The sequence below is a fragment of the Amycolatopsis dongchuanensis genome (assembly GCF_039542405.1).
In the GTDB taxonomy this organism is placed as follows: Bacteria; Actinomycetota; Actinomycetes; order Mycobacteriales; family Pseudonocardiaceae; genus Amycolatopsis_E; species Amycolatopsis_E sacchari.
Window position 1 is genome coordinate 40,704 of record NZ_BAABIB010000088.1, and the last position, 21,899, is coordinate 62,602.

Sequence of the window (21,899 nt, forward strand, 5' to 3'; positions counted from 1 at the left end):
AGGACGGGCCACGCCCAGCTGAAGGCGACGCTGTTCGCCGGGAATTGACGGCGTGCCCGGTCCCGGGCGGCCACGCTACCCGCGCGAGGCATAGCCCGCCGCCGGGGAATCCGCGGCGCGACCGGTGGTCGCTCGGTAGGTCGCTTCCGGCCCGAGGCGGCCACGCCCCGACATGGCCCCGCTCTGGCGAAGCTGGTCGCGAGGATCCAAGGCGTGCCCGGCCGGGGCGCTGGACCGCTCCCGCTCAAGGCAGAGCCCGCTGCCAGGAAACCACGGCGCGACCGGTGGCCGTTCTGAGCGGCGCCTGCCGCGGCGCGGCCAAGCCGCCACGCGACCTGCTCAACGCGAACCTCGCCGGAAACCCACCCCGCGACCGGCCAGCGCGCCGAGCCGCGCCTGGCGCAACGCGACCAGGCCTCCATGCCCCCACTCAAGGCGAAGCTCGCTGCCACGAAACCCACAGCGCGACCGGTGGCCGCGCTGAGCGGCGCCTGCCGCGGCGCGGCCAAGCCGCCACGCCCCCGGCCCGAGGCGAAGCTGGTCCCCAGCGAATCCACGGCGAGTCCAGTGGCCGCGCGCCGAGCCGCGCCTGGCGCAACGCGACCAGGCCTCCATGCCCCCACTCAAGGCGAAGCTCGCTGCCACGAAACCCACAGCGCAACCGGCCAGCGCGCGCCGAGCCGCGCCTGGCGCAGCGCGGCTAGGCCGCCACCGACCTGCCCAAGGCGAAACTCTCCACCGGGGACCCCACCCCGCGGTCGGCGCGCGCCGAGCCGCACCGCGGCCAGGCTGCCACGCCTCCCGCTCAAGGCGAAACTCCCCGCCGCGGAACCCACCGCACAACCGGCCAGCGCGCTGATCCTCACGGGGCGCCCCGGTCCGGCCGCCACGGCTGGGGTCCGGCGGTGCTCAGCGCGTACCGGACCGCGTCGGCGCGTGAGCGGAAACCTGCTTTGGCGAACAGGTTGTTGATGTGGGTCTTGACGGTGGCCTCGCTGATCACCAGCCGCCGGGCGATCTCCGGGTTGCGCAGGCCTTCGCCGATCAGGCCGAGGATTTCCCGTTCCCTGGCGGTGAACGCGACCGGTTCCGCCGCTGGACGGGCGCGCCGCGTGGCCAGTGCGATGAGCCTGCGCTGCACCTCGGGTGCCAGCACGACGTCCCCGGCGCCCGCGTCCCGCACCGCCTGCTCGATCCTCGCCCGCTCGGCCTCCTTCGTCAGGTAGCCGCTCGCCCCCGCCTCCAGGGCCGCCAGTATCGACTCGTCGTCGCCGAAGGTCGTCAGCACCACCACCTGCACGCCGGGCGCGGTGGCCTTGATCCGCCCGGTCGCCGCCACCCCGTCGAGCACGGGCATGTGCAGGTCCATCAGCACCACGTCGGGCTCGTGCGCGGCGACCACCTCCAGCGCCTCCCGCCCGTCGGCCGCGGTGGCGACCACGTCGATCCCGTCGGCGAGGTCCAGCATCACCGCGAGCGCCTCGCGCACCGCGGCCTGGTCGTCCACCACGACGAGGGACACGCTCACCTCGGCACCTCCACCGCCACCCGCCAGCCTCCCGTCTCCGCGTCCGGCCCCGCCCGGAGCGTGCCCCGCAGCAACGCGATGCGCTCACGCATGCCCACCAGACCCATCCCGCCACCGTCGTCCCGCCGCACGGCGCCTCCCGGCGCGCGATCGTTGACCACCGTGAGGGCGACGGAATCCCGCGTGAACGCGAGCTTCACAGCACGCCGTGCGCCGGGCGCGTGTTTCGCGGCGTTCGTCAGCGCCTCCTGAGCCGCCCGGAGCAGGGCGTGCGCCGCCTCGCTCGACACGGGCGCGGGTTCACCGGTGATCTCCAGCGGCACCGATTCACTGCCCGCCAGCAGCTCCAGGCTCTGTTCGAGCGGCAGGGCGTCCTCATGCAGCGCTTCGATCGCCCGCCGGGTCTCGGAGATGCTGGAAACGGCCAGCGCGCGAGCCCGGCGGACGGCCTCGTTCGCCTCGTCCGCGCGGCCCTTGCCGTGCAGGGCGTCGGCCAGGTCGAGCTGCAGCGCGATACCGGACAGCGAGTGGCCGAGCACGTCGTGGATCTCGCGCGCGATGCGGCCCCGCTCCCGGAGCGTCGCCTCGCGCCGCTCGGCCTCCGCGGCCCGTAGCCCGTTCCGCCGGGCGATCCCGAGGAACACGGGCGTGACGACCGTCAACCCCAGCCACCACGGCCAATCGATACTTCCGGGCGCGAGCCTGTCGACGAGCCACAGGGACACGGCTGTCGTGACCGCTCCCCCGGTGGCGACGCACACCGCTGTGCGGGCAGGCAGCTTCTGGCCCGCCTGAGCGGAGGCCAGGAACGCGAACGCGGGCGCCACGGTGGACTGCGCCAGCGGCAGCAGCATGCCCGAGAGCACCGAGTAGGACACCCCGAACGCCAGGCGCCCACCCGGCGCGAGGCGGTCACCCGGCACCAGCCCCGCGGCCTCCCCTGCCGCACAGCAGGCCAGCAAGGCGATCGCGAGCGGCCGCCAGGTGACGGGGTGGGCCGCGAACTGGAGCGCCGCGACGAGGACCAGTGCGGCGATGGCGAACGGGCGCAGCAGGCGGTCGGTGTACCAGTACAGCCGCGCTTCTTCGTCCATGCCTTCGGGTCCTCGGTCGGTGGGCGGTGTTCAGCTTAGCGAGCGTCCCGCCCGGAGTACCGGCGCTGGAGGTCGTCGAGCCACGGCGCGGTGCGGTGCCCGGCTCCATTACGCCCCCGCTGCCAGATGATCCGGCCTTCGCCGCGCACCGCCTTGGCGAGCACGATCACGCCTTCCGCGAGGAGGCTCAGCCCCAGCGTCAGCATCAGTGAGTTGCCGGGCACGGCACCGGCGGCCTGCCGGTCGACCAGACCGAAGAGGACGTTCGCCCCGAACTTCGCCACGACCGTGGCCACGAGCAGGACGACGGTGACCGCGGTGTAGCGCAGGAAGGCGATGCCGTCGCGTTGGAACACCCGGATGCTCGCACCCCGCGCCACCCCGATCGCGACGCTGAGCAGTCCGCTCGCGACGGTGAACGCCCACACCGCCGGCGAATGCACCTCCTTCGCGAGGTCGGTGATCCCGACGACCACCAGTATCGCCGGCAGCACCAGTAGCCGCTTGGCCTCCGCCGGTTCACCGAGCAGGCGGCGCACCAGCACGTAGCCGATGACCGCGATGACGAGCACGATCTCCACAGGTCCGCTCATGGTCCCTTTCCCGTTCCGCTTGCCGTCTCCGGTGAAGCTACGGCGGGACGAGGACCCCCGTCTTCGAGCCGAGGGTGGAGATCCGGGTGGAGATCTCCTCCACCCGGAGGTGGATGCGGAGGGACCAGGGCGGGTCCACTTCGGACGTTCAGGTGATGCGGACGGCGAGCTGCTCGTTGTTCGAGGTGTAGCAGAGGTATTCGAAGGTCACGCCGGACCGGGCGACGAACTCCTGCCACGCGCGGTGTTCGTGCTCCTCCCAGCCCGGGTAGTTGAAGTACTCGTCGAACAGCACGACGCTGCCGGGCCGGAGCCGGTCGCCAAGGTGCTCCAGCACGGTCGCGGTCGAGGAGTACAGGTCGGCGTCCAGGTGCAGGAACGCGACCGGGCCGGGGTGTTCGGCGGCGAAGCCGGGCAGCGTGTCGGCGAACCAGCCGACGACGAGCCGCGCGCCGTCGATGTCGGGCACCTCGGCTTCGCCGAAGGCACCCTCGGCAAAGCCCGTGCGCCACGTCTCCGGCAGGCCCTGGAACGAGTCGAACCCGTAGATCTCGCGCCCGGGCAGCGTCGTGGCGATGGTCTTGAGGGTGCTTCCGGTGTAGACGCCGAACTCCAGCACCAGTCCCTCGTCGGGCACCTCGGTCAGCACGTGCCGCAGCGTCTCCGCGGGGTGCGGGAACGTCGGCACCGCGGGCAGGTGCTGCCGGACGAAGCGCTCGGTGCTGGCCACCGCGGCCCGCTCCGCCGCGGCGAAGATGTCCCGCCGGGACCGGAACTCGACGTCCCGCACGTTGTCCACGACGCGGTCCGCCTCCCGGCGGACGTCCTCACGCAGCCGCTCCACCAGCGCGGCGGTCTCCGCCAGGTGGCGGTCGGCGGCTTCCTCGGCGATGCGCACCAAGGACGCACGCAGGCGATGACGGATCCGCTCCAGCACCGGACCTCCTCTCACCGGCTGCCGAGCAGCCGGGGCCAGTGGGCGCGCCCGCTCAGCTCGGGCACCGGGCCGCGACGAGGGTGCCCCGCCGGGCGAGCGAGCGTAACGCGACCGGGTCACGTTCGCACAACCGCACCCCGGGACCGGCTATGACGACCTTGCCGGACAGGGACACGTGCCACCGGCAGTTGTCCCGGGCCGGGACGCCTGAGGCCGGGGTCGGCTCAGGGAGCGTTCCCTTCCAGCTCGCGACGCGCGCGGCCGCTCCCCTCGTGCTCACGCCCGACCAGCACGAGCTTGGCGACGACGAACGTCACCGGCACGGCGAGCGCGGCCGCGACGAGCGGGGAGACCACCTGGTTCCAGTGCAGGACGTCGACCAGCAGGTACAGCCCCGCCGAGCTGACGACCAGGTTCGTCACGTTGGACAGCGGGAACAGCAGGAACTTCCGCAGCGTCGGCCGCGTGCGGAAGGTGAAGGCGCAGTTGAGGAAGTACGAGCCGACCATGCTGATCAGGAACGCGCACACGTGTGCCGCGAGGTAGGGCAGGAAACGGTGCAGCAGCAGGTAGAGCACGTAGTAGGTGGCCGTGTTGAGCACGCCCACGAGTCCGAACCGGACCAGCCGTGACCAGGTCATGAGGCGGCGCGCCGGCTTTCGGCGGGGACGGGGGCGGCCTCGGGCACCGGGCTCAGCTCCTTGACGAGGAAGTGCGGCCGGCGTTTCGTCTCGTAGTAGATGCGGCCGAGGTACTCGCCGATCACGCCCAGCACGAGCAGCTGGAGCCCGCCGAAGACGAGCACCCCGCACACCGTCGTGACGTACCCGGGTACCGGATTTCCTTGCACCAGCGCGGAGATCAGCACCCACGCGGCGTAACCGAACGCGAACAGCGTGCTCAGCGCGCCCACGTGGATCGCCAGCCGCAGCGGCCGGTTGTTGAACGACACCACCCCGTCGATGCCGTAGTCGAGCAGGCGCCGGAAGGTCCAGCGGCTGCCCCCGCCACCCTCGCGGCGCGCGACGTCGAAATCGACGACCGCGGTGTCGAAGCCGATCCAGGAGAACAGCCCCTTCGAAAACCGGTTGTACTCGCCGAGCGCGAGCAGCGCGTCGACCGCTTTGCGGCTCAGCAGCCGGAAGTCGCCCAGCCCGTCGGGGATCTCCACGTCCACCATGCGGTTGAGCAGGCGGTAGAACAACCGGGTGAACGCCTTGCGCAGAACGGGGTCGCCGGTGCGGTTGCGGCGCCGGGCCACGACCTGTTCGTAGCCCTGCTCCAGCAGCTGGATCATGTCCCGCAGCAGTTCGGGGGGATGCTGCAGATCCGCGTCGAGTATCGCCACCGCGTCCCCCCTGGCGTGGGAGAGCCCCGCCAGCATCGCGGATTCCTTGCCGAAGTTGCGGCTCAGCGCCAGGTAGCGGAACCGGGGGTCGGTGGCGTGGATCGCGCGCAGCTCCCCGAGCGTGCCGTCGGTGCTGCCGTCGTCGACGAACACGACCTCGAACTCGCTGGTGATCCCGGGCAGTACCGCACGCAGCCGTTCGAGCAACCGCGGAAGTGTGCCTTCTTCGTTGAAGCACGGAATCACGAGCGCCAAACGCATGTCATCCCTATCGTTTGTCACCCACATGCGTTACACGGTATGCACCTTTTTGTCCGGTCGCTCTTCTGGCGAGCCGCCAACAAGCAGCGCTTTTTCAGCCGACGAGGTGCGGGTCGAGCGCGGTCGCGGCCCACAGCGTCGTGGCGATCGTGTCCGCCCAGTGGCGGAACTCGGGCCAGTTGCGGTAGTCGCCGAACCCGCCGCTGGAGGCCACCGCCGACGCCTCCGACAGCTCGCCCGGGTCGAGCCTGCGCCAGTCGAGCGCCCCGATGAACGCGCGGTGCTGGTGGGCCCCCGTCAGCTCGCGCAGCCTGGTCAGCTCTTCGCCGTCCAGCCGCACCGCGGGCGGGGAACCGCAGGCACCGCTGGAAAACAGCCACACCGGCCGCGCCACCAGCGCCTCGTGCTCGCGCTCGGCCAGCTCCCGCGCGGACTCGACCCACCGGCCGTGGTAGACCGAGCTGCCCAGCACGACGGCGTGGTACTCGTCGACCTCGGCCACGAACACCGCCGGGCGCACGTCCACCTCCGGCAGCTCACCGAGCAGCGTCAGCGCCTCGCGCAGCCTGCGGCCGATCTCGTCCGCGATCTCCAGCGTCGCCCCGTGCCTGCTCCCGACCGTCACCAGCACCTTCACGACGCGCTCCTTCCGCCGCCGGATGACCTCTTTCGATGCTGGCCCCGGCCGGGCAGCGTGCGACAGGGCCTCCCGGCCCCGGAACGCGGGCCGGAAGTCCTGACGGGACAGGACCAACGGTTCCCGTGTGTTTCACGATTGAGGTCGACGGGTAGGACCCGTCGCGGAGGCAGGAGGGACCGGTGTTCTTCGACGACGACGTGCGGCTCCCGCTCGGCGACCTGGAACTGGAGGCACACCTCGCGCTGCCCAGCCGGGAGAGCGGGGTGGTCGTGTTCGCCCACGGCTCCGGCAGCAGCAGGCACAGCCCGCGCAACCGGCGGGTCGCGGAAGTGCTCCGGCAGGCGCGACTCGGCACCCTGCTGGTCGACCTGCTGACCGCCGAGGAGGAACGCGCCGACGAGCTGCGCTTCGACATCCCGGTGCTCGCGGGGCGGGTGGCGGCGATCGTCGACTGGCTCGCCGACCAGCCCGCGACGGCGCATTCCGCGGTGGGCCTGTTCGGCGCCAGCACCGGCGCGGGCGCCGCGTTGCTCGCCGCCGCCGAGCGGCCCGCCGCCGTGCGCGCGGTCGTGTCCCGCGGCGGACGGCCCGACCTCGCCGGAGACGCGCTCACCCGGGTCCAGGCGCCCACGCTGCTCATCGTCGGCGAGCGCGACGAGACGGTGCTCGACCTCAACCGGCAGGCGCTGGACCGCCTCCGGTCGGGCAAGCACCTGGAAGTGGTGCCCGGCGCCGGCCACCTGTTCGAGGAACCGGGCACGCTCGACCAGGCGGCCCGCCTCGCGGCGGACTGGTTCACGCGCAACGTCGGCACCGGCCCGGCCGTGCCACCGTCGGCGTGAGCCGTTCTCCCGGCTGGACGCGCGAAACCGCTCAGAAGCTGATGTTGCCGTGGATGTCCCCGGCCTGCACGACCTTGCCGTGCACGGTTCCGGTGATCTGGTTGTTCACCCCGCCGTTCGCCGTCTGCTGCCACTGGCCCCGCAGCGCGGCGGCGAACTCCGGGTCGGCCTGCGCTTCCGCGTCGAGCCGCTCGGCGAGGGCCCGCACGCTGCCCTCGTCCGCGGGATCGGCCGCCTCGAGCGCGCCGGCGGCCTCCGGGTGCCGCGAGAACCTGTTCTTCACCAGGTCGTACAGCCCCGTCGCCGCCTTGGTGGCGAGCGTGGTGGCGATGGTCATCAGGATCTCGTCCGGCATGGCACTCACCATAGGTGAAGACGGCAGCCACAGTCGAAGCTCTCGGCCCCCGGGCGGGGGACGCGCCTCGTCGTCCCGGCCGGGGCGCCCGGCGGCGGTTAAGCTGACGGCCGCGAACCGGCAGGCGAAAGGCGGCGAAGGTGACGGTCTGGGCCGACGTGATCAACTACGTGCGTGTCCGGTACGAGGTGCTGGAGGAGACGGAGCACTGGCTGCGGTTCCGCGTCGACACCGGGGGCGGCCGGACGCAGCAGGTCGCGGTGCACTACCTGCCCGACGTCGAGGGCGCGCCGTGCGCCGAGATCTCGTCCCCGGTCGGCTGGGCCGACAAGATCGACCTGCGCCGCCTGCTGGAGCTGGCCGGCACGTCGCCGGTGGGGGGCGCCGCCGTCGTCGACGGGGTGGCCCTGGTCAAGCACACCGTGCCGCTGGCGTCGCTGCACCTGGAGGAGGAGTTCGGGCGGCCGCTGCGCTCGGTCGTGGCCAGGGCCGACGCCCTGGAGCACGAGCTCGGCGCCGGCTCCGACGAGTTCTGACACGTGCTCCGGCTGGGAGTCCTCGACGGGGACGGGATCGGGCCCGAGATCGTGCCCGCGGCGGTGCGGGTCGTGGACGCCGCGGTCGCGGCCGCCGGCGGTGAGCCCGTCGAGTGGGTGCCGCTGCCGGTCGGTTTCGCGGCGATCGAACGGCACGGCACGCCGCTGCCCGAGGACACGCTGACGGCGCTGGCCGGGCTCGACGGCTGGCTGCTCGGGCCGCACGACAACGCCGCGTACCCCGAGCCGCACCGCTCACGGCTCAACCCCAGCGGCACCATCCGCAAGCACTTCGGCCTGTTCGCCAACATCCGCCCCGCGAAGGCGTTCGAGGGCACGCACGCGCGCGTCGCGGGCACCGACCTCGTCGTGGTCCGGGAGAACACCGAAGGCTTCTACGCCGACCGCAACACCTACGCGGGCGCGGGCGAGTTCATGCCGACGCCCGACGTGGCGATCGCCCACGGCATCTTCACGCGTGCGGCCGTCGAGCGCATCGCGCACGAGGCGTTCCGGCTGGCGCGGACCCGCCGGCGCCGCGTCACGATCGTCCACAAGGCCAACGTGCTGCAGCTGACGAGCGGGCTGTTCCTGCGGGTGTGCCGTGAGGTCGCCGGGCAGTACCCCGACGTGGCGGTGGACGACGAGCACATCGACGCCATGACGGTGCACCTGCTGCGCCGCGCCCCGGAGTTCGACGTGCTCGTCACGGAGAACATGTTCGGCGACATCCTTTCCGACCTCACCGCGGAGCTCGCGGGCTCGCTGGGCATCGCCCCGTCGATCAACGCCTCCGCCGAGCGCGCGATGGCGCAGGCGACCCACGGGTCGGCCCCGGACCTCGCCGGAACGGACGCCGCCAACCCGGCGGCGATGATCCTCTCGGCCGCGATGTTGCTCGGCTGGCTCGCCGCGCGGCACGACGACGCCATGCCGCGCGCCGCCGCCCGGCTGATCGAGACGGCGGTGGCGGAGACCTTCCGCGCGGGCGTCGCGACGGCCGACCTCGGCGGCTCCGCGGGGACCCGCGAGTTCACCGGCGCGGTCGTGGCGGCGATCGCCCGCACGGCCTAATTCCCCGGCCCGCGCCAGGGGTGTCCGGGCGGGCGTGCCGGGGTCATCGGGCAGTGATCCCGGGCACGGGGGCCACTTTTCCGACACGGCCGGTTACCTTCAGCAGTCAGCCGGTTGAACTCTCACCGAACGCGAAGGCATCCGGCGAACCGCGGCCGAACCGACGACGTTCCGGCGGTCCGAGAAGGTGCCGGAAGGACGGTTCACGCGCATGTCCCACAGCCCTGTCCCCGCCCAGGAAACCGCCCCGCTGTCCCCGGCGCAGCGGCGGTTGTGGGCTCTGGCGCAGCTGGACGCGGCGAAGGCCGCCTACAACGAGGTGATGCCGTTCCGCCTCCGCGGCCCGCTCGACGTCGGCGCACTCGCGGCGGCACTGGACACACTCGCCGCGCGCCACCAGGTACTGCGCACACGTCTGCTGACCATCGACGGCGAGCCGCGACAGGTGATCGAGCCGCCGGGAAGCGGTTTCCCGCTGCGTGTGGTGAACCTGACGGGCCACCCCACACCTCAGGCGCGCGCCGGAGAACTGGTGCGGGAGACGGCCAGCGCGCCGTTCGACGTCGAAAGCGGGCCGCTCGCCCGTGGCTGCCTGACCATCCTCGGTCCCGACGAATTCGTGCTGGTCCTGACCGCGCACCACGTCGTGTTCGACGGCTGGTCCCAGAGCCTCCTGCTGCGCGAACTCGCCGCGTGCTACCGCGGGGAGACGCTGCCGCCGTTGACGTGGCAGTACTCCGACCACTCGCGCCGGCAGGACGAGTGGCTGGCCGGGGACGAACCGGCCCGCCAGGGCACCTACTGGGCCCGGCAGCTCGCCGGTGCCCCTCCCGTGCTGGACCTGCCCACCGACCGCCCGCGTCCGCCAGAACAGGACCACCGCGGCGGACGCGTGCCCGTGGTCGTCAACGCGAACCTCAACGCAGGCCTGCGGGCGCTTGCGCGGGACACCGCCGTCACGCCGTACTCAGTCCTGCTCGCGGGCTGGGCGGTCCTCCTGGCCCGGCTGTCCGGACAGGACGATCTGGTGATCGGCGTCCCGACCGCCAACCGTGATGCCCGGGCGGCGAACCTGCTGGGTCACCTCGTCAACACCCTCGCGGTGCGCCTAGACCTGTCCGGCTCCCCCACGACCGCCGGGCTGCTCGCGCGGACCAGGGCGACCGTGCGTGCCGGTCTGGACCACTCCGGGCTGCCGTTCGAGCGTGTCGTGGAGCTGGTCAACCCACCACGCAGCCCCGCGTACAACCCGCTGTACCAGACGATGGTCGCCTGGATCCCGTCGTTGCGCGGCGTGCTGGAGGTGCCCGGCCTCGACGTGACGCCGCTGGACCTGACCGAAGCGCCCGCCAAGTGCGACCTCACACTCGCGCTGGCCGAAGAAGGCGAGCAGCTGGTCGGCTACCTCGACTACGCCACGGCGTTGTTCGACCGCGCGACCGCCGAACGGTACGTCCGCTACTACCTCCGCGTGCTCACCCGGCTGGTCGCGCGGGAAGCCGTGGACGACATCCAGCTGCTCGACGACGCGGAACGGCGGGAACTGCTCGCCACCTGGAGCACCGGCCCCACGCCGGAACCCCGCCCCGGCGGACTCGTCGCCCGCTTCGAGGCCCACGCCCGGCAGGACGGCGACCGGACCGCGGTCGTCAGCGGCGGTTCCCGGCTCAGTTACGCCGAACTGGACCGGCGGGCGAACCGGCTTGCGCACACGCTTCTTGACCGCGGGGTGCGGCCTGGTCAGGTCGTCGCAGTGCCCGCCGCCCGGTCGCCCGAGCTGCTGGTGGGGCTGCTCGGGGTGCTCAAGGCGGGGGCCGCGTACCTGCCGCTGGACCCCGCGCAACCACCTGCCCGGCTGGCCGCGATGGCCGCCGACGCCGCGCTCGTGCTGGACGAGGCGGACCTGGCGGACCCGCCGTCCACTGTGGACATCGCGCCGACCGTGGACGACGACCCGGAACGGATCGCCTACGTCATCTACACATCGGGGTCCACCGGCCGCCCCAAGGGTGTCGCGGTACCGCACCGGGCGGTGCTCAACCTCCTCGACGACTGGGCGGAGCGGTTCGGCACCACGCCGGGCGAAGCGGTTTCGGCGTGGTCCAACACGGGGTTCGACGCGTCGGTGCACGAGTTGCTGGTGCCGCTCACCACCGCCGCCGAACTGCACCTCGTCCCGGAGGAGATCCGGCGCGACCCCGCCGAGGTGCTGGCCTGGATGCGGGAATCCCGCGTGGTGCACGCGTTCCTGCCGCCGTCGTTCGTCCGCTGGATCGACGAGGACCCGCACGTGCGGTTGGCCGGGCTGTCGTTGCGCCGCGTGTTGACGGGGGTGGAGTCCCTTCCGGAGTCCGCGCTCGCCCGCATGCGGGAAGTCCTGCCGGGGCTGGAGATCTGTTTCGGCTACGGCCCCACCGAGGCCACGGTCTACGCGACCTCCTGCACCCGCTTCGATGCCGTGGAGCGGCCCGCGCCGATCGGCAGGCCGCTTGCCGGCACGCGCCTCTACCTGCTCGATGAGCACCTCCGACCGGTGCCGCCCGGCGTCACCGGTGAGGTGTTCCTCGCCGGGGCGTGCCTGGCGAGCGGCTACCTGGGCAGGCCCGACCTGACCGCCGAACGGTTCGTGCCCGACCCGTTCGTGCCGGGTGAGCGCGTGTACCGCACCGGTGACCTCGCCCGGTGGCGGTCCGACGGCAACGCCGAGTTCGCGGGCCGCCGTGACGACCAGCTGAAGGTGCGGGGTTTCCGCATCGAGCCGGGCGAGGTCGAGGCCGCGTTGCTGGCGCTGCCCGGCGTCCGCGAGGCCGCCGTGCTCGCCGACCGCGAAGACGGTGACGCGCGGCTGGTGGCGGGTGTCGCGGGCGGCACCGGGTGGAGCGCCGCGCAGTGGCGGGAAGCGCTTTCCGGACACCTGCCCGGCTACATGCTGCCCTCGGTCTTCGTCGAACTCCCCCGCCTTCCCCTGGCGCCCAACGGGAAGCTCGACCGCGCGGCCCTGCTGGCGGCGGCCCGCGACGCCGTGCCGTCCCAGGTCAACACCGCCAGCCCCCGTGACCACGTCGAACTGACCCTGCACCGCATCTGGTCCCGCGTGCTGCGGCATCCGGCGTTCGGCATCACCGACGATTTCTTCGACCTGGGCGGGACGTCGGTCTCGGCGGTGAAGGTCTCTCACGCGGCGGCCGCGGAGTTCGGCGTGCCGCTGCCGATCCGCGACATCCTGCTGTACCGCACGATCGAAGCACTCGCTGCCCGGGTCCGGCGCGAAGTCCCGCCCGGCGGGACCGGCAGCCTCATCGAGTTCCGGCCCGGCGACGGGCGGAGCCGGGTCGTGTGCGTGCACCCCGCCGGCGGGACGGCGTTCTGCTACCTGCCCCTCAGCGCCGCGCTGCCGCCGTCGGCGGGTGTGCTGGGTCTCCAGGCACCCGGCATCGAACCCGGTGAGACGCCGCTTCCCACGGTCGAGGCCATGGCCGAGGAATACCTGCGGCTCGTCGGGCCACGGCCGGACGAAACGATCGTCCTGAGTGGACTGTCCTACGGCGGTCTCGTCGCGCACGAGATGGGACGACGGCTCGCGTCGTCCGGGCACGAGCGAGTGAGTGTGGTCCTGCTCGACACGCGGCCCAATGAGGGAGCGGAGGCCGAACCGGTGTCGATGGCGGAGTTCCGGGACAAGCTGATCCGCTTCAACGGCATGTACCCGGGCATCGAGGACGACCAGGTGGAGCGCTACTTCCGGATCTACAACCACAACCGGCGCACCGCCGGGGCGTACGAGCCGCCACCGACCTCGGCCCCGCTGGTGTTCGTGGAGGCCACGGCCGACGACACCCCGCCCGGCGAGGCGTTCTGGCGGCAGCGCGCACACGGCGGGCTGCGGGTGGTGCCGGTCGGCTGCGGGCACTGGGACCTGCTGGAAAGCGCCGGGCTGCCCGTCGTGGCCGGGGCGATCACGCACGAGCTGACCCGGCTCGCGGCCGTCGCGGTGGAGGTGTGATGGCGATCGCCCAGGCGGTGCACGAACGGGCCCAGCGCACGCCCTCCGCGATCGCCGTGGTCGACGGCGACCGCGAGCTGGACTACCGAACCCTCGACAACGCCGCCGCGTCCGTCGCGAATGGACTGCTCCGCGCCGGGGTCCGGCCGGGGCAGGCGGTGGCCGTCGCACTGCCGCGCTCGTGGCAGCTGATCTGCACGATGCTGGGGATCCTCCGGCTCGGCGCACGGGTCGTCCCGCTGGACGTCGACAGCCCGCCCGACCGGCGACAGCACATCCTCGCCGACTCCGGCAGCGTGGTGCTCGTGTCGGACACCGGGCCCGCGCTCAGCGCGGACGAACTGCTGGCGGCCCCGCCCGTCATGGAGCCACCCGCCCCGCCCGCCGCCGTGTCCTTCCTCTTCTACACCTCGGGCACGACAGGTCAGCCCAAGGGCGTCGAGGTCCGAGAGGCCGGCATCCTGCGGCTCGCCCGGCCCGGCTACATCGAGATCAAGGACGGCGCACGCTACGCCTGCCTGGCCAACCCCGCGTTCGACGCGGTGAGCTTCGAGGTGTGGGTGCCGCTGCTCACCGGCGGCACGTGCGTGGTCCTCGACGCCGCGACCGCACGGGACCCCGGGGCGTTCGCGGCGGCACTCGTCCGGCAGCGCGTGGACACCGTGTTCGTGACCACCGCGTTGTTCAACGCCGTCGCCGCTGTGGTACCGGGGTGCTTCGCGACGACACGGCAGGTTCTCGTCGGCGGTGAGCAGCTCAGCGCGCGGATGATGCAGCACTGGTACCGGCACAACTCCACGAGCGCCACCAAGCTGTACAACATCTACGGCCCGACGGAGACCACCACTTTCGCCGTCTGCCAAGCCATCCCCCGCGACTTCGCCGGGGACGTCGTGCCGATCGGGCACCCGCTGCCCGGCACGGAAGCGGTCTTGGTCGCGCCCGGTGAGGACCGGCTCGCCGAGCCCGGGGAGACGGCCGAGCTGTACCTCGCGGGCGACGGCCTGGCTGCCGGGTACCGCAACCTCCCGGACGAGACGGCCGCGAAGTTCGTGCGCCTGCCGTGGCGGGGCGACGACCGGCTGTACCGGACCGGCGACCTCGTGCGTGCCGAACGCGACGGCACGATCGTCTACATCGGACGGACCGACCGGCAGGTGAAGGTGCGGGGTTTCCGCGTCGAGCCCGGCGAGATCGAGCATCGGCTGCTGGCGCACCCGGCCATCCGGCAGGCACACGTCGTCGCCCACCGCGCCGCCGAGGACGGTCCGCTCGAACTGCTGGCGTACCTCGTGCTCGGGGAGGCGTTGTCCTTCGAGGCGTTCGAGGAACACCTGTCCGCGACGCTGCCCGGCTACCTGCGGCCGCACCACGTGTACGTGGTGGGCACCTTTCCCCGCACTCGCAACGGGAAGATCGACGAAGCCGCCCTGCTGCGCCACGACGGCGAGCCTTGGCGCCCGGCCGCTGGCGGGCAGGAAGCGACGGACTGGCAGCGCGAGGTGCTCGATCTCGCCGAGGAGGTGCTGGGGGTACCGCCGCGGCTCGCCGACCGGTGGGTCGCCGCCGGGGGCGACTCGCTCAAGGCGCTCGCGCTGCGGTTCGCGATCCAGCGGCGCTGGGGCTGCGACGTCCCGCTGTCCACCGTGCTCGACCAGGATTTCGCCGGGTTGGCTGTCGCGATCGCGGCCGCCCGGTCCCGCGAGCCGGAACACCCCGCCATGCCCGCCCCCTCGGCCGCGTTGTCCGCGCCCGCGACCAGCGAGCAGCAACGGCTGTGGTTGCTCCAGCAGAGGGGCTCCCGCGCCTACGACGTGGCGTTCACGTTCCGCCTCGACGGCGAGGTCGATGTCCCGGCACTTCGGCAGGCGGTACGCACGCTCGTGGGGCGGCATGTCGCCCTGCGCACCGGTTTCGCCGCCAAGCCCGAGGGCCTGCGGCAGGTGGTGGGCGAGCCGTACGACCCGTGGGAGGAAAGCGCTTCCTCGGAGCACTTCTTCGCGAAGCCGTTCGACCTGGCCGAGCCGCGGATGTTCGCGGCCTGCTTCCTACCCGACGAGAACGGTGGGTTCCTGCTGCTGCGCCTCCACCACATCGCCGTCGACGGCTGGTCGGTCAACGTGCTGCTGCGTGAGTTGTCCGCCGCGTACGCCGGCGAAACGCTGCCCGATCCGCCGCACACTCCCCTCGATTTCGCTCCCTGGCAGCAGCAGTGGTTCGCCACGTCCGGCTACCGCCGTCAGCGGGACGAACTCCGCGCCTTCCACGGCGGTGCGAAACGCGAGCCCGTGCCGCCGTCCCGCACCTTCCCGCCCGCCCGGTTGCTGCACCGGGCACTCCCCCGTGGGCGTGTGGACGAGTTGTGCGCCGAGCTGGGCCTGACCCGGTTCCAGCTGCTGCTGGCGGTGTTCGCGTGGAGCCTCTACGCCGTCACGGGGCGGACCGATCCGGGCGTCGGCGCACCCGTCACGAACCGGCCCGTGCGGGAGTTCGGCGACAGCGTGGGTATGTTCGCGAACACCGTGCTGCTGCCGCTGTCCGTCGATCCGGAGCAGGACCTGCGCACGCAGCTGGAGCAGCTGGCGGCGGTGAGCCGGACGGTGCTCGACCGGCAGGACGTCGCACTGGCCGACGTGCTCGACGTCGCGGCCCCGCCCGAGTTCCTGTTCGTACTGGAGAACACCGATTTCGACGCACTGACACTGCCCGGCTGCGACGTCAGTCCCGTGTGGACGGTACCGGCCGAGGCGAAGTACCCGGTGACGATGTCGGTAGTGGACCGCGGCGACGGTTTCGAGTGCCTGTGGGAGTACGCGGACGACCGGTTCGGCGAGGCGCAGATCGCCGCGATGGCCGACCTGTTCCCCCGCGCGCTGGACGCGCTCGCCGGAACCGCGACCCCGAGGCAGCTCGCCGCCCCGTACCGCCAGGACGTGCGCGGCCCGGAGATGCCGTTGGCCTACACCACGATCGCCGAGGGTTTCGCCCGCCAGGTCGCCGCCACGCCCGACGCGCCCGCGGTGCACGACGGCGAGCCGATCTCCTACGCCCGCCTCGACGCCTACGCCTCCGCGCTGGCCGCGGAACTGGCCGCGCTACCCCACCACGACCACGCTCACGTGGCGTTGTTCTGCGCACCGTCGGTCGAGCACGTGGTGGCGTTGCTGGCGCTGGCCAGGCTCAACCTCACCGCGGTACCGCTGGACCCGGCGTACCCACCCGCCCTGCTGCGGGAGGTCCTCGACCAGGTCGGACCGCTGTGCGTCCTGCTGCGCGAGGAGGACGAGGCGGCGTTCGACGCGCTCGACCCCGGCGTCCGGCGCCACCGGATCACGCTGTCCACGGCTGGAACACCCCCGCTCCCGCCACACGAAGGCCACCGGCCGCTCTACACGCTCTTCACGTCCGGCTCGACCGGTGTGCCCAAGGGCGTGCGGGTCTGGGACCGGACGCTCGCCAACCTGCTGCAGTGGCAGGCCGGCGAGGGTGGCCTCGGCACGCCCGCCGTGACACAGCAGTTCTCGATGCTGTCGTTCGACGTGTCGTTCCAGGAGATCTTCGGCACCCTGTGTGGCGGCGGCTGCCTGCACCTCGTGCGCCCCGGCTGGCGGCAGGACCTGCCCGCACTGCTGGCGCAGCTGGAATCGGCGGGCGTCGAACGGCTGTTCCTGCCCTCCGTCGCGTTGCAGCTGCTGGCCGAGCACGGGGTCCGGCTCGGCCGGTACCCGTCGCGCCTGCGCGAGGTGATCACCGCCGGGGAACAGCTGGTGTGCACCGATGCCCTCCGCCGCTGGTTCGCGGGCCTGCCCGGTGCGCGCCTGTTCAACCACTACGGCCCGACAGAGACGCACGTCGTCAGCGGCCTGTGCCTCGACGGCGATCCGGCGCGGTGGCCCGACCGCCCCGCGATCGGGCGGCCGATCGCCAACACCGTGTTCCGGGTGGTGGACGCCGACGGCGAGAACCTGCCGCCCGGTCAGGTCGGCGAGCTCCTCATCGGCGGTCCTTTCGTCCGCCGGTGTTACCTCGGCGACGACGCGCTCAACGAGCGCCGGTTCACGGCCGACTCGTACTACCGCAGCGGCGACCTCGCCCACCTCGGCGAGGACGGGCTGTTCCACTTCGCCGGCCGGGTCGACGACCAGCTCAAGATCAGCGGTTACCGCGTCGAGCCGGGACAGCTGGAAACGGCGCTGCTGCGGCATCCGGCGGTAGTCAACGCCGTCGTCGCCCGCGACGGCGACCAGCTCGTGGCCTGCCTGCAGGTCCGCGACGAAGCCCCGAGCGCCGACGAGCTGCGCGCCCACCTCGCGCCGCTGCTGCCTGCCCACCTGCGCGTCGACCGGTTCCGCGTCCTGCCGGAGCTGCCCCGTACACCGAGCGGGAAGGTGGACCGGGCCGCGGCACCGCACGCGCCGGGACAGGACCTGCGCCGCGCGGCACCGGCCACCGCGCGCAGCGCGCTGGAAGCCCGCCTCGCCACGGTGTTCGAGGAGGTCACCGGAGCCTCCGCCGAACCGGACGAGACGTTCTTCGCGGCCGGAGCGTCCAGCCTCGCGCTGATGCGCTTCCAGCTGCGCTGCACCGCCGAACTCGGCCTGGACTTCACCGTCGCGGACCTGTTCGAGCACGTCACGATCCGTGCACTGGCCCGGTTCCTCGAAGATGCCGCACCGCAAGCCGAACACGCACAGCGGGACGCGCGGGACGAGCCCATCGCGGTGATCGGCATGGCCGTACGGCTGCCCGGCGCCCCGGACCTGGCCGCGTTCTGGGACCTGGTGCGCACGGGCGGCAGCGGCATCGAGCAGTTCGACGCGCCCGACGGCCTCGTCGGCGCCCGCTCCAGGCTCGCCGATCCGCTGGGCTTCGACCCCGCGCACTTCGGCATCAGCCCACGCGACGCCGCGCTGATGGACCCGCAGCAGCGCCAGCTGCTGCTCACCTGCGTGCAGGCGCTCGCCCACGCCGGAATCGCCGACCCGTCGGCGGCCCGGGTGGGGCTCGTCGCGGGCTGCGGCGAGAACACCTACTTCCAGACCATGCTGCGCGAAGCCGATCCCGGGCAGCTGCCCGATCCGTTCCAGCTCGCGCTGCACCACGACAAGGACTTCCTCGCCACCAAGGCGGCCTACCACCTCGGCCTCACCGGCCCGGCGTTCACCGCGCAGTCCGCGTGCTCCAGCTCGCTCGTCGCGGTGCACCTGGCCGCCGGGCTGCTGCGGCAGGACGACGCGGACGTGGTGCTCGCGGGCGGTGTCCTCGTCGATCCGACGCTGTGGGAGGGCTACCGGTACCGGCCGCAGCACATCTTCTCCGAGGACGGGTACTGCCGGTCGTTCGGCGACGACGCGACCGGCACGGTCGGGGCGAGCGGCGCCGGGATCGTCGTGCTCAAGCCGCTCAGCCGCGCCCGCGAGGACGGCGACACGGTCTACTCGGTGCTCACCGGCTCGGCGATCAACAACGACGGCGCGGCGAAACTCGGCTACGGCGCCCCGTCGGTCGCGGGCCAGCGCGAGGTCATCCGCACCGCGCTACGGCGCAGTGGCCGCAGCGGTGGCGAAGTGGCGTACGTGGAGGCGCACGGCACCGGCACGCGGCTCGGCGATCCGGTCGAGGTGAGCGCGCTGCGGCAGGCGCTCGGCGAGACCGAGCCGGGGCGCACGGCGTTGTCCACGGTCAAAAGCCAGCTCGGGCACCTCGGCGCCGCCGCGGGCGTGGTCGGCCTGGTGCGGGCGACCCTCGCCGTGCACCACGGCGTCCTGCCGCCCACGCCCGGCTTCCGCGCGCCCAACCCGCGGTTCGGCGCGGACTTCGAGCCGTTCTTCGTGCCGGCGGAGGCCCGCCCGTGGCCCGCGGACCGGGAGCGGGTCGCGGCCGTGAGCAGCTTCGGCATCGGCGGGACGAACGCCCACGTGGTGCTGGAAGCGGGACCCGCGACGGAGGACCCGCGGTCGGCACCGGGCTGCCTGGTCCTCTCGGCCAGCAGCGAGACGGCCCTGCGCACGGACGCCGCCCGCATCGCGGACCACCTCGACGCCCATCCCGACAGCTACCCCCAGGTGCTGCGGCACGTGCAGGCCGGACGCGCCGTTCACCGCTGGCGCCTCGCCTCCGCCGGTCCCGACGCCGCAACGGCCGCCGCATGGCTGCGCTCGGCCGAGCCGGTCTTCGTGACCCCTCGAGACACCATCGCCGCCGCAGACCATTCGCCCTCCGAGCTGGCGGACGCGTGGCTCGCCGGGCACACGATCACCTGGCCGGAGGGCCCGGCGCCCGCGCCGTGGAACTTCCCGCCCCCGGCCTTCGACCTCGCCGACTACCACTTCCGGCCCACCGAAGGCCCCCTGCGCCGCCCGGAATCCGACTGGCTCCACCAGCCGACTTGGGCCCGTCTCCGCAGGGCGAGCACACTGCCGCGCAGCCCTCGTACCGCCGTACTCATGACGGCGACCCCGTCTCCGGACGCGTTCGACCAGCACTTCTCCCGTGTCGTGCGCGTGACGCCCGGCTCCGGGTTCGTCCAGCGCGGGCCGGACGCCTTCGAGGTCGATCCGGCAGATCCCGTGTCGCTGGGCCATCTCCTCGACGCCCTCGGCGACGCCGAAGGGCTGGACTGGCTGCACGCACTGCCCCTCGACGGGGACGCCCGCTGGGCCTGCCTCGACACCCCGGCCGCGCTCCTGCGCGCGGCCGCCGGCAAACCGGTCGCGGGAGGGATGCGCACGTGGTGGCTGTCCTGGGGAGCGCTACCCGCGGACGGCGAAGTCCGGAACCCCTGGCCGGGGCTGCTCGCCGGGATCGCCGCGGTCGGCCCGCAGGAGACGCGCGTACCGGGGCACTGGCTCGACCTGCCGGACCGGGAACTCGGGCGCTGGGCACCCGCGATCGCGGGCCTGGTCACCGGCACCCCGCCGCCGGAACGGGCCGCGCTGCGGCAGGGGTACTGGTGGACCGAAACGACGACACAACTGTCCACTTCGGACGCGATGCCGGTGTCCCTCGATCCGGCCGCCGTACACCTCGTCCTCGGCGGCACAGGCGGGATCGGCAGCGCGATCGCCGGGTGGCTACTCACCCACACCCCCGGCCGTGTGCTGCTGCTGGCCCGGCACCCGCAGCTGCCCGAGGAACTGGAGCAGTGGGCCGACCGGATCGGCCTGCTCACCGCGGATCTCGCCACCGGGCCGGACCTCGCCACGCTGATCGGCCCTCGGCTCGACACCGTCGTGCACGCGGCCGGGACGGCGGCGGGCGGCCTGCTCAGCCACCGCGATCCCGCCACCGCGCACCAGGGCACGGCGGCGAAGCTGCGGGGCGCGCTCGTGGTGGAGGAGCTCATCGAGCGCTACCGGCCCGCGCTCGCCGTCTACTGCTCCTCCATGGCGGCCCGGTTCGGCGGGCTCGGGCAGCTGGACTACGCGGCGGCCAACGGCGTGCTCGACGCGTTCGCGCAGCACCGGCCCGAGGAGCCGACGGAGCGGTTGAGCGTCGCGTGGGACGTGTGGCGCGAAACCGGCATGGCCGTGGACGCGCTGGCGGGCGACCGGCGACACCAGGCGCACCTCGCCGTCGGGCTGACCGTCGAGGAGGGGCAGCGGATGTTCGCCCGTGCGCTGTCCGCGCGGGTGCCCCACGTCCTGGTGTCCACTGTGGACCTCGACGCGGCGCGGGCGTTCTACTCCCCCGCCACGGACGCCCCCGCCGTCGAGCCCGCCGAGGCCACCGGCGACGTGCTGGCCCGTGAACTCCGTTCGGCCCTGGGCGTCGACGAACTGGATCCCGAGGTGCCCCTGACCGACCTCGGAGCCGACTCGCTGACCATGCTCGACCTCGTCGAAACCGTGAAGCGGCACTTCGGCGTCGACCTGGACCTGTCCTGGCTGGGCCCCGAGGTGACGCTCACCGGTCTCCTCGCCCGGATCTCCGAAGCCGCGGCCGGGGCCGCCGGCACCGAGGACGTGCGGGTCGAGGTGTGGCAACACGGGACCGGCCGGGACGTGCTGTGCCTCGTCCACCCGGTCGGCGGGGACATCCAGGCCTACCGCCCGCTGGTGGCGGCCCTGGACCCGCGGCTCACCGTGTGCCTGATCGCCGACCCCGCCCTGCGCGCGCCCGTGCCGCCGGAGTGGCCGCTCGCCGAACGGGCCCGCCGCTACCACGCCGCGCTGCAGTCCCGTTTCCCCGACGACGAATGGCGGTGGCAGCTGGGCGGCTGGTCGTTCGGCTCGTGGGTCGCGCTCGGCATGGCGGCCGAGGCCGAAGCCGCCGGACGGCCCGTCGCCGCGCTGCACCTGTTCGACCCGCCCGCGCCCGATGCCGGGCACACACTGGGCCAGTACGACGAAACCGAACTGGCGAGGGTGTTCGCCCTCGAACTGGGCAGCGCCGAGGCCCCTGCGCAGGCCTACGCCGAACGCCTCGCCCGCTGCTGCCGCGCCAACCTCGCCAGCATGGCCACGCACCGGTTGCCACGCCTGGCCGCGACGCCCTCGCGCCTCTGGTTCGCCACCCGGCCGACCGACGGGCTGCCCGCCGTCCCCCAGCGGCCGGAGCCGTGGCAGGACCTGCTGACCGGCGGGTGCGAGTGGCACCACCTGGACACGACGCACTACGAGCTGCTCGAACCGCCCCACGTCCGGACGCTCGCCGCGCCCCTCGGCGAGCCGTGAAGGGAAGGAAACC

At 73.0% G+C, this 21,899-nt stretch carries 13 protein-coding genes; 5 read left to right on the forward strand and 8 right to left on the reverse strand.

Annotated features, from left to right (window positions below):
* Nucleotides 1-862 precede the first annotated feature (862 nt).
* From ABFX51_RS23365 to ABFX51_RS23395, 7 genes are all read right to left on the reverse strand, one after another.
* Nucleotides 863-1,528, reverse strand: coding sequence for a response regulator (locus ABFX51_RS23365; protein WP_346054928.1), 666 nt, complete (start codon nucleotides 1,526-1,528; stop codon nucleotides 863-865).
* The gene (locus tag ABFX51_RS23370) at nucleotides 1,525-2,622 is read right to left on the reverse strand and encodes a sensor histidine kinase (protein ID WP_091503754.1); all 1,098 of its coding nucleotides are present in this window, start codon (nucleotides 2,620-2,622) and stop codon (nucleotides 1,525-1,527) included. The genes ABFX51_RS23365 and ABFX51_RS23370 overlap by 4 nt, the downstream gene beginning before the upstream one ends.
* Before the next feature lie 35 nt (nucleotides 2,623-2,657).
* Nucleotides 2,658-3,215 (reverse strand): DUF1453 domain-containing protein, encoded by a 558-nt coding sequence (locus ABFX51_RS23375; RefSeq protein WP_091503752.1) that lies wholly within the window; start codon nucleotides 3,213-3,215, stop codon nucleotides 2,658-2,660.
* Nucleotides 3,216-3,363: 148 nt separating this feature from the next.
* Complete coding sequence (locus ABFX51_RS23380; protein ID WP_091503751.1) at nucleotides 3,364-4,152, reverse strand: TylF/MycF/NovP-related O-methyltransferase; 789 nt, start codon at nucleotides 4,150-4,152, stop codon at nucleotides 3,364-3,366.
* 224 nt (nucleotides 4,153-4,376) lie between these two features.
* Entirely contained in the window at nucleotides 4,377-4,793 is a 417-nt protein-coding gene (locus tag ABFX51_RS23385; RefSeq protein WP_091503749.1) for a GtrA family protein, read from the reverse strand.
* Entirely contained in the window at nucleotides 4,790-5,788 is a 999-nt protein-coding gene (locus ABFX51_RS23390; protein ID WP_428832496.1) for a glycosyltransferase family 2 protein, read from the reverse strand. The genes ABFX51_RS23385 and ABFX51_RS23390 overlap by 4 nt, the downstream gene beginning before the upstream one ends.
* A 67-nt stretch (nucleotides 5,789-5,855) precedes the next feature.
* Nucleotides 5,856-6,398, reverse strand: a complete 543-nt coding sequence (locus ABFX51_RS23395; RefSeq protein ID WP_177228492.1) for a flavodoxin domain-containing protein — start codon at nucleotides 6,396-6,398, stop codon at nucleotides 5,856-5,858.
* A 182-nt stretch (nucleotides 6,399-6,580) separates the two neighbouring features.
* Between ABFX51_RS23395 and ABFX51_RS23400 the strand changes: the two genes are divergently transcribed.
* On the forward strand, nucleotides 6,581-7,243 hold the full coding sequence (locus ABFX51_RS23400) for a dienelactone hydrolase family protein (protein ID WP_091503744.1): 663 nt from the start codon (nucleotides 6,581-6,583) through the stop codon (nucleotides 7,241-7,243).
* 31 nt (nucleotides 7,244-7,274) lie between these two features.
* Here ABFX51_RS23400 and ABFX51_RS23405 read toward each other — a convergent pair whose 3' ends face one another.
* Nucleotides 7,275-7,598 carry a hypothetical protein gene (locus tag ABFX51_RS23405; protein ID WP_091503742.1) on the reverse strand — a complete coding sequence of 108 codons (324 nt, stop codon included), beginning with the start codon at nucleotides 7,596-7,598 and terminating at the stop codon, nucleotides 7,275-7,277.
* Between the two features lie 140 nt (nucleotides 7,599-7,738).
* Here ABFX51_RS23405 and ABFX51_RS23410 point away from each other — a divergent pair, with 140 nt between their 5' ends.
* From ABFX51_RS23410 to ABFX51_RS23425, 4 genes are all read left to right on the forward strand, one after another.
* Nucleotides 7,739-8,134, forward strand: a complete 396-nt coding sequence (locus tag ABFX51_RS23410) for a hypothetical protein (protein ID WP_091503741.1) — start codon at nucleotides 7,739-7,741, stop codon at nucleotides 8,132-8,134.
* A gap of 3 nt (nucleotides 8,135-8,137) precedes the next feature.
* Nucleotides 8,138-9,208 (forward strand): isocitrate/isopropylmalate dehydrogenase family protein, encoded by a 1,071-nt coding sequence (locus ABFX51_RS23415; protein ID WP_091503739.1) that lies wholly within the window; start codon nucleotides 8,138-8,140, stop codon nucleotides 9,206-9,208.
* A 211-nt stretch (nucleotides 9,209-9,419) separates the two neighbouring features.
* The gene (locus ABFX51_RS23420) at nucleotides 9,420-13,211 is read left to right on the forward strand and encodes a non-ribosomal peptide synthetase (protein WP_346054929.1); all 3,792 of its coding nucleotides are present in this window, start codon (nucleotides 9,420-9,422) and stop codon (nucleotides 13,209-13,211) included.
* Nucleotides 13,211-21,886: an amino acid adenylation domain-containing protein gene (locus tag ABFX51_RS23425; protein WP_346054930.1), complete on the forward strand. Its 8,676-nt coding sequence runs from the start codon at nucleotides 13,211-13,213 to the stop codon at nucleotides 21,884-21,886. Before ABFX51_RS23420 ends, ABFX51_RS23425 begins: the two co-directional genes overlap by 1 nt.
* Nucleotides 21,887-21,899: the final 13 nt, after the last annotated feature.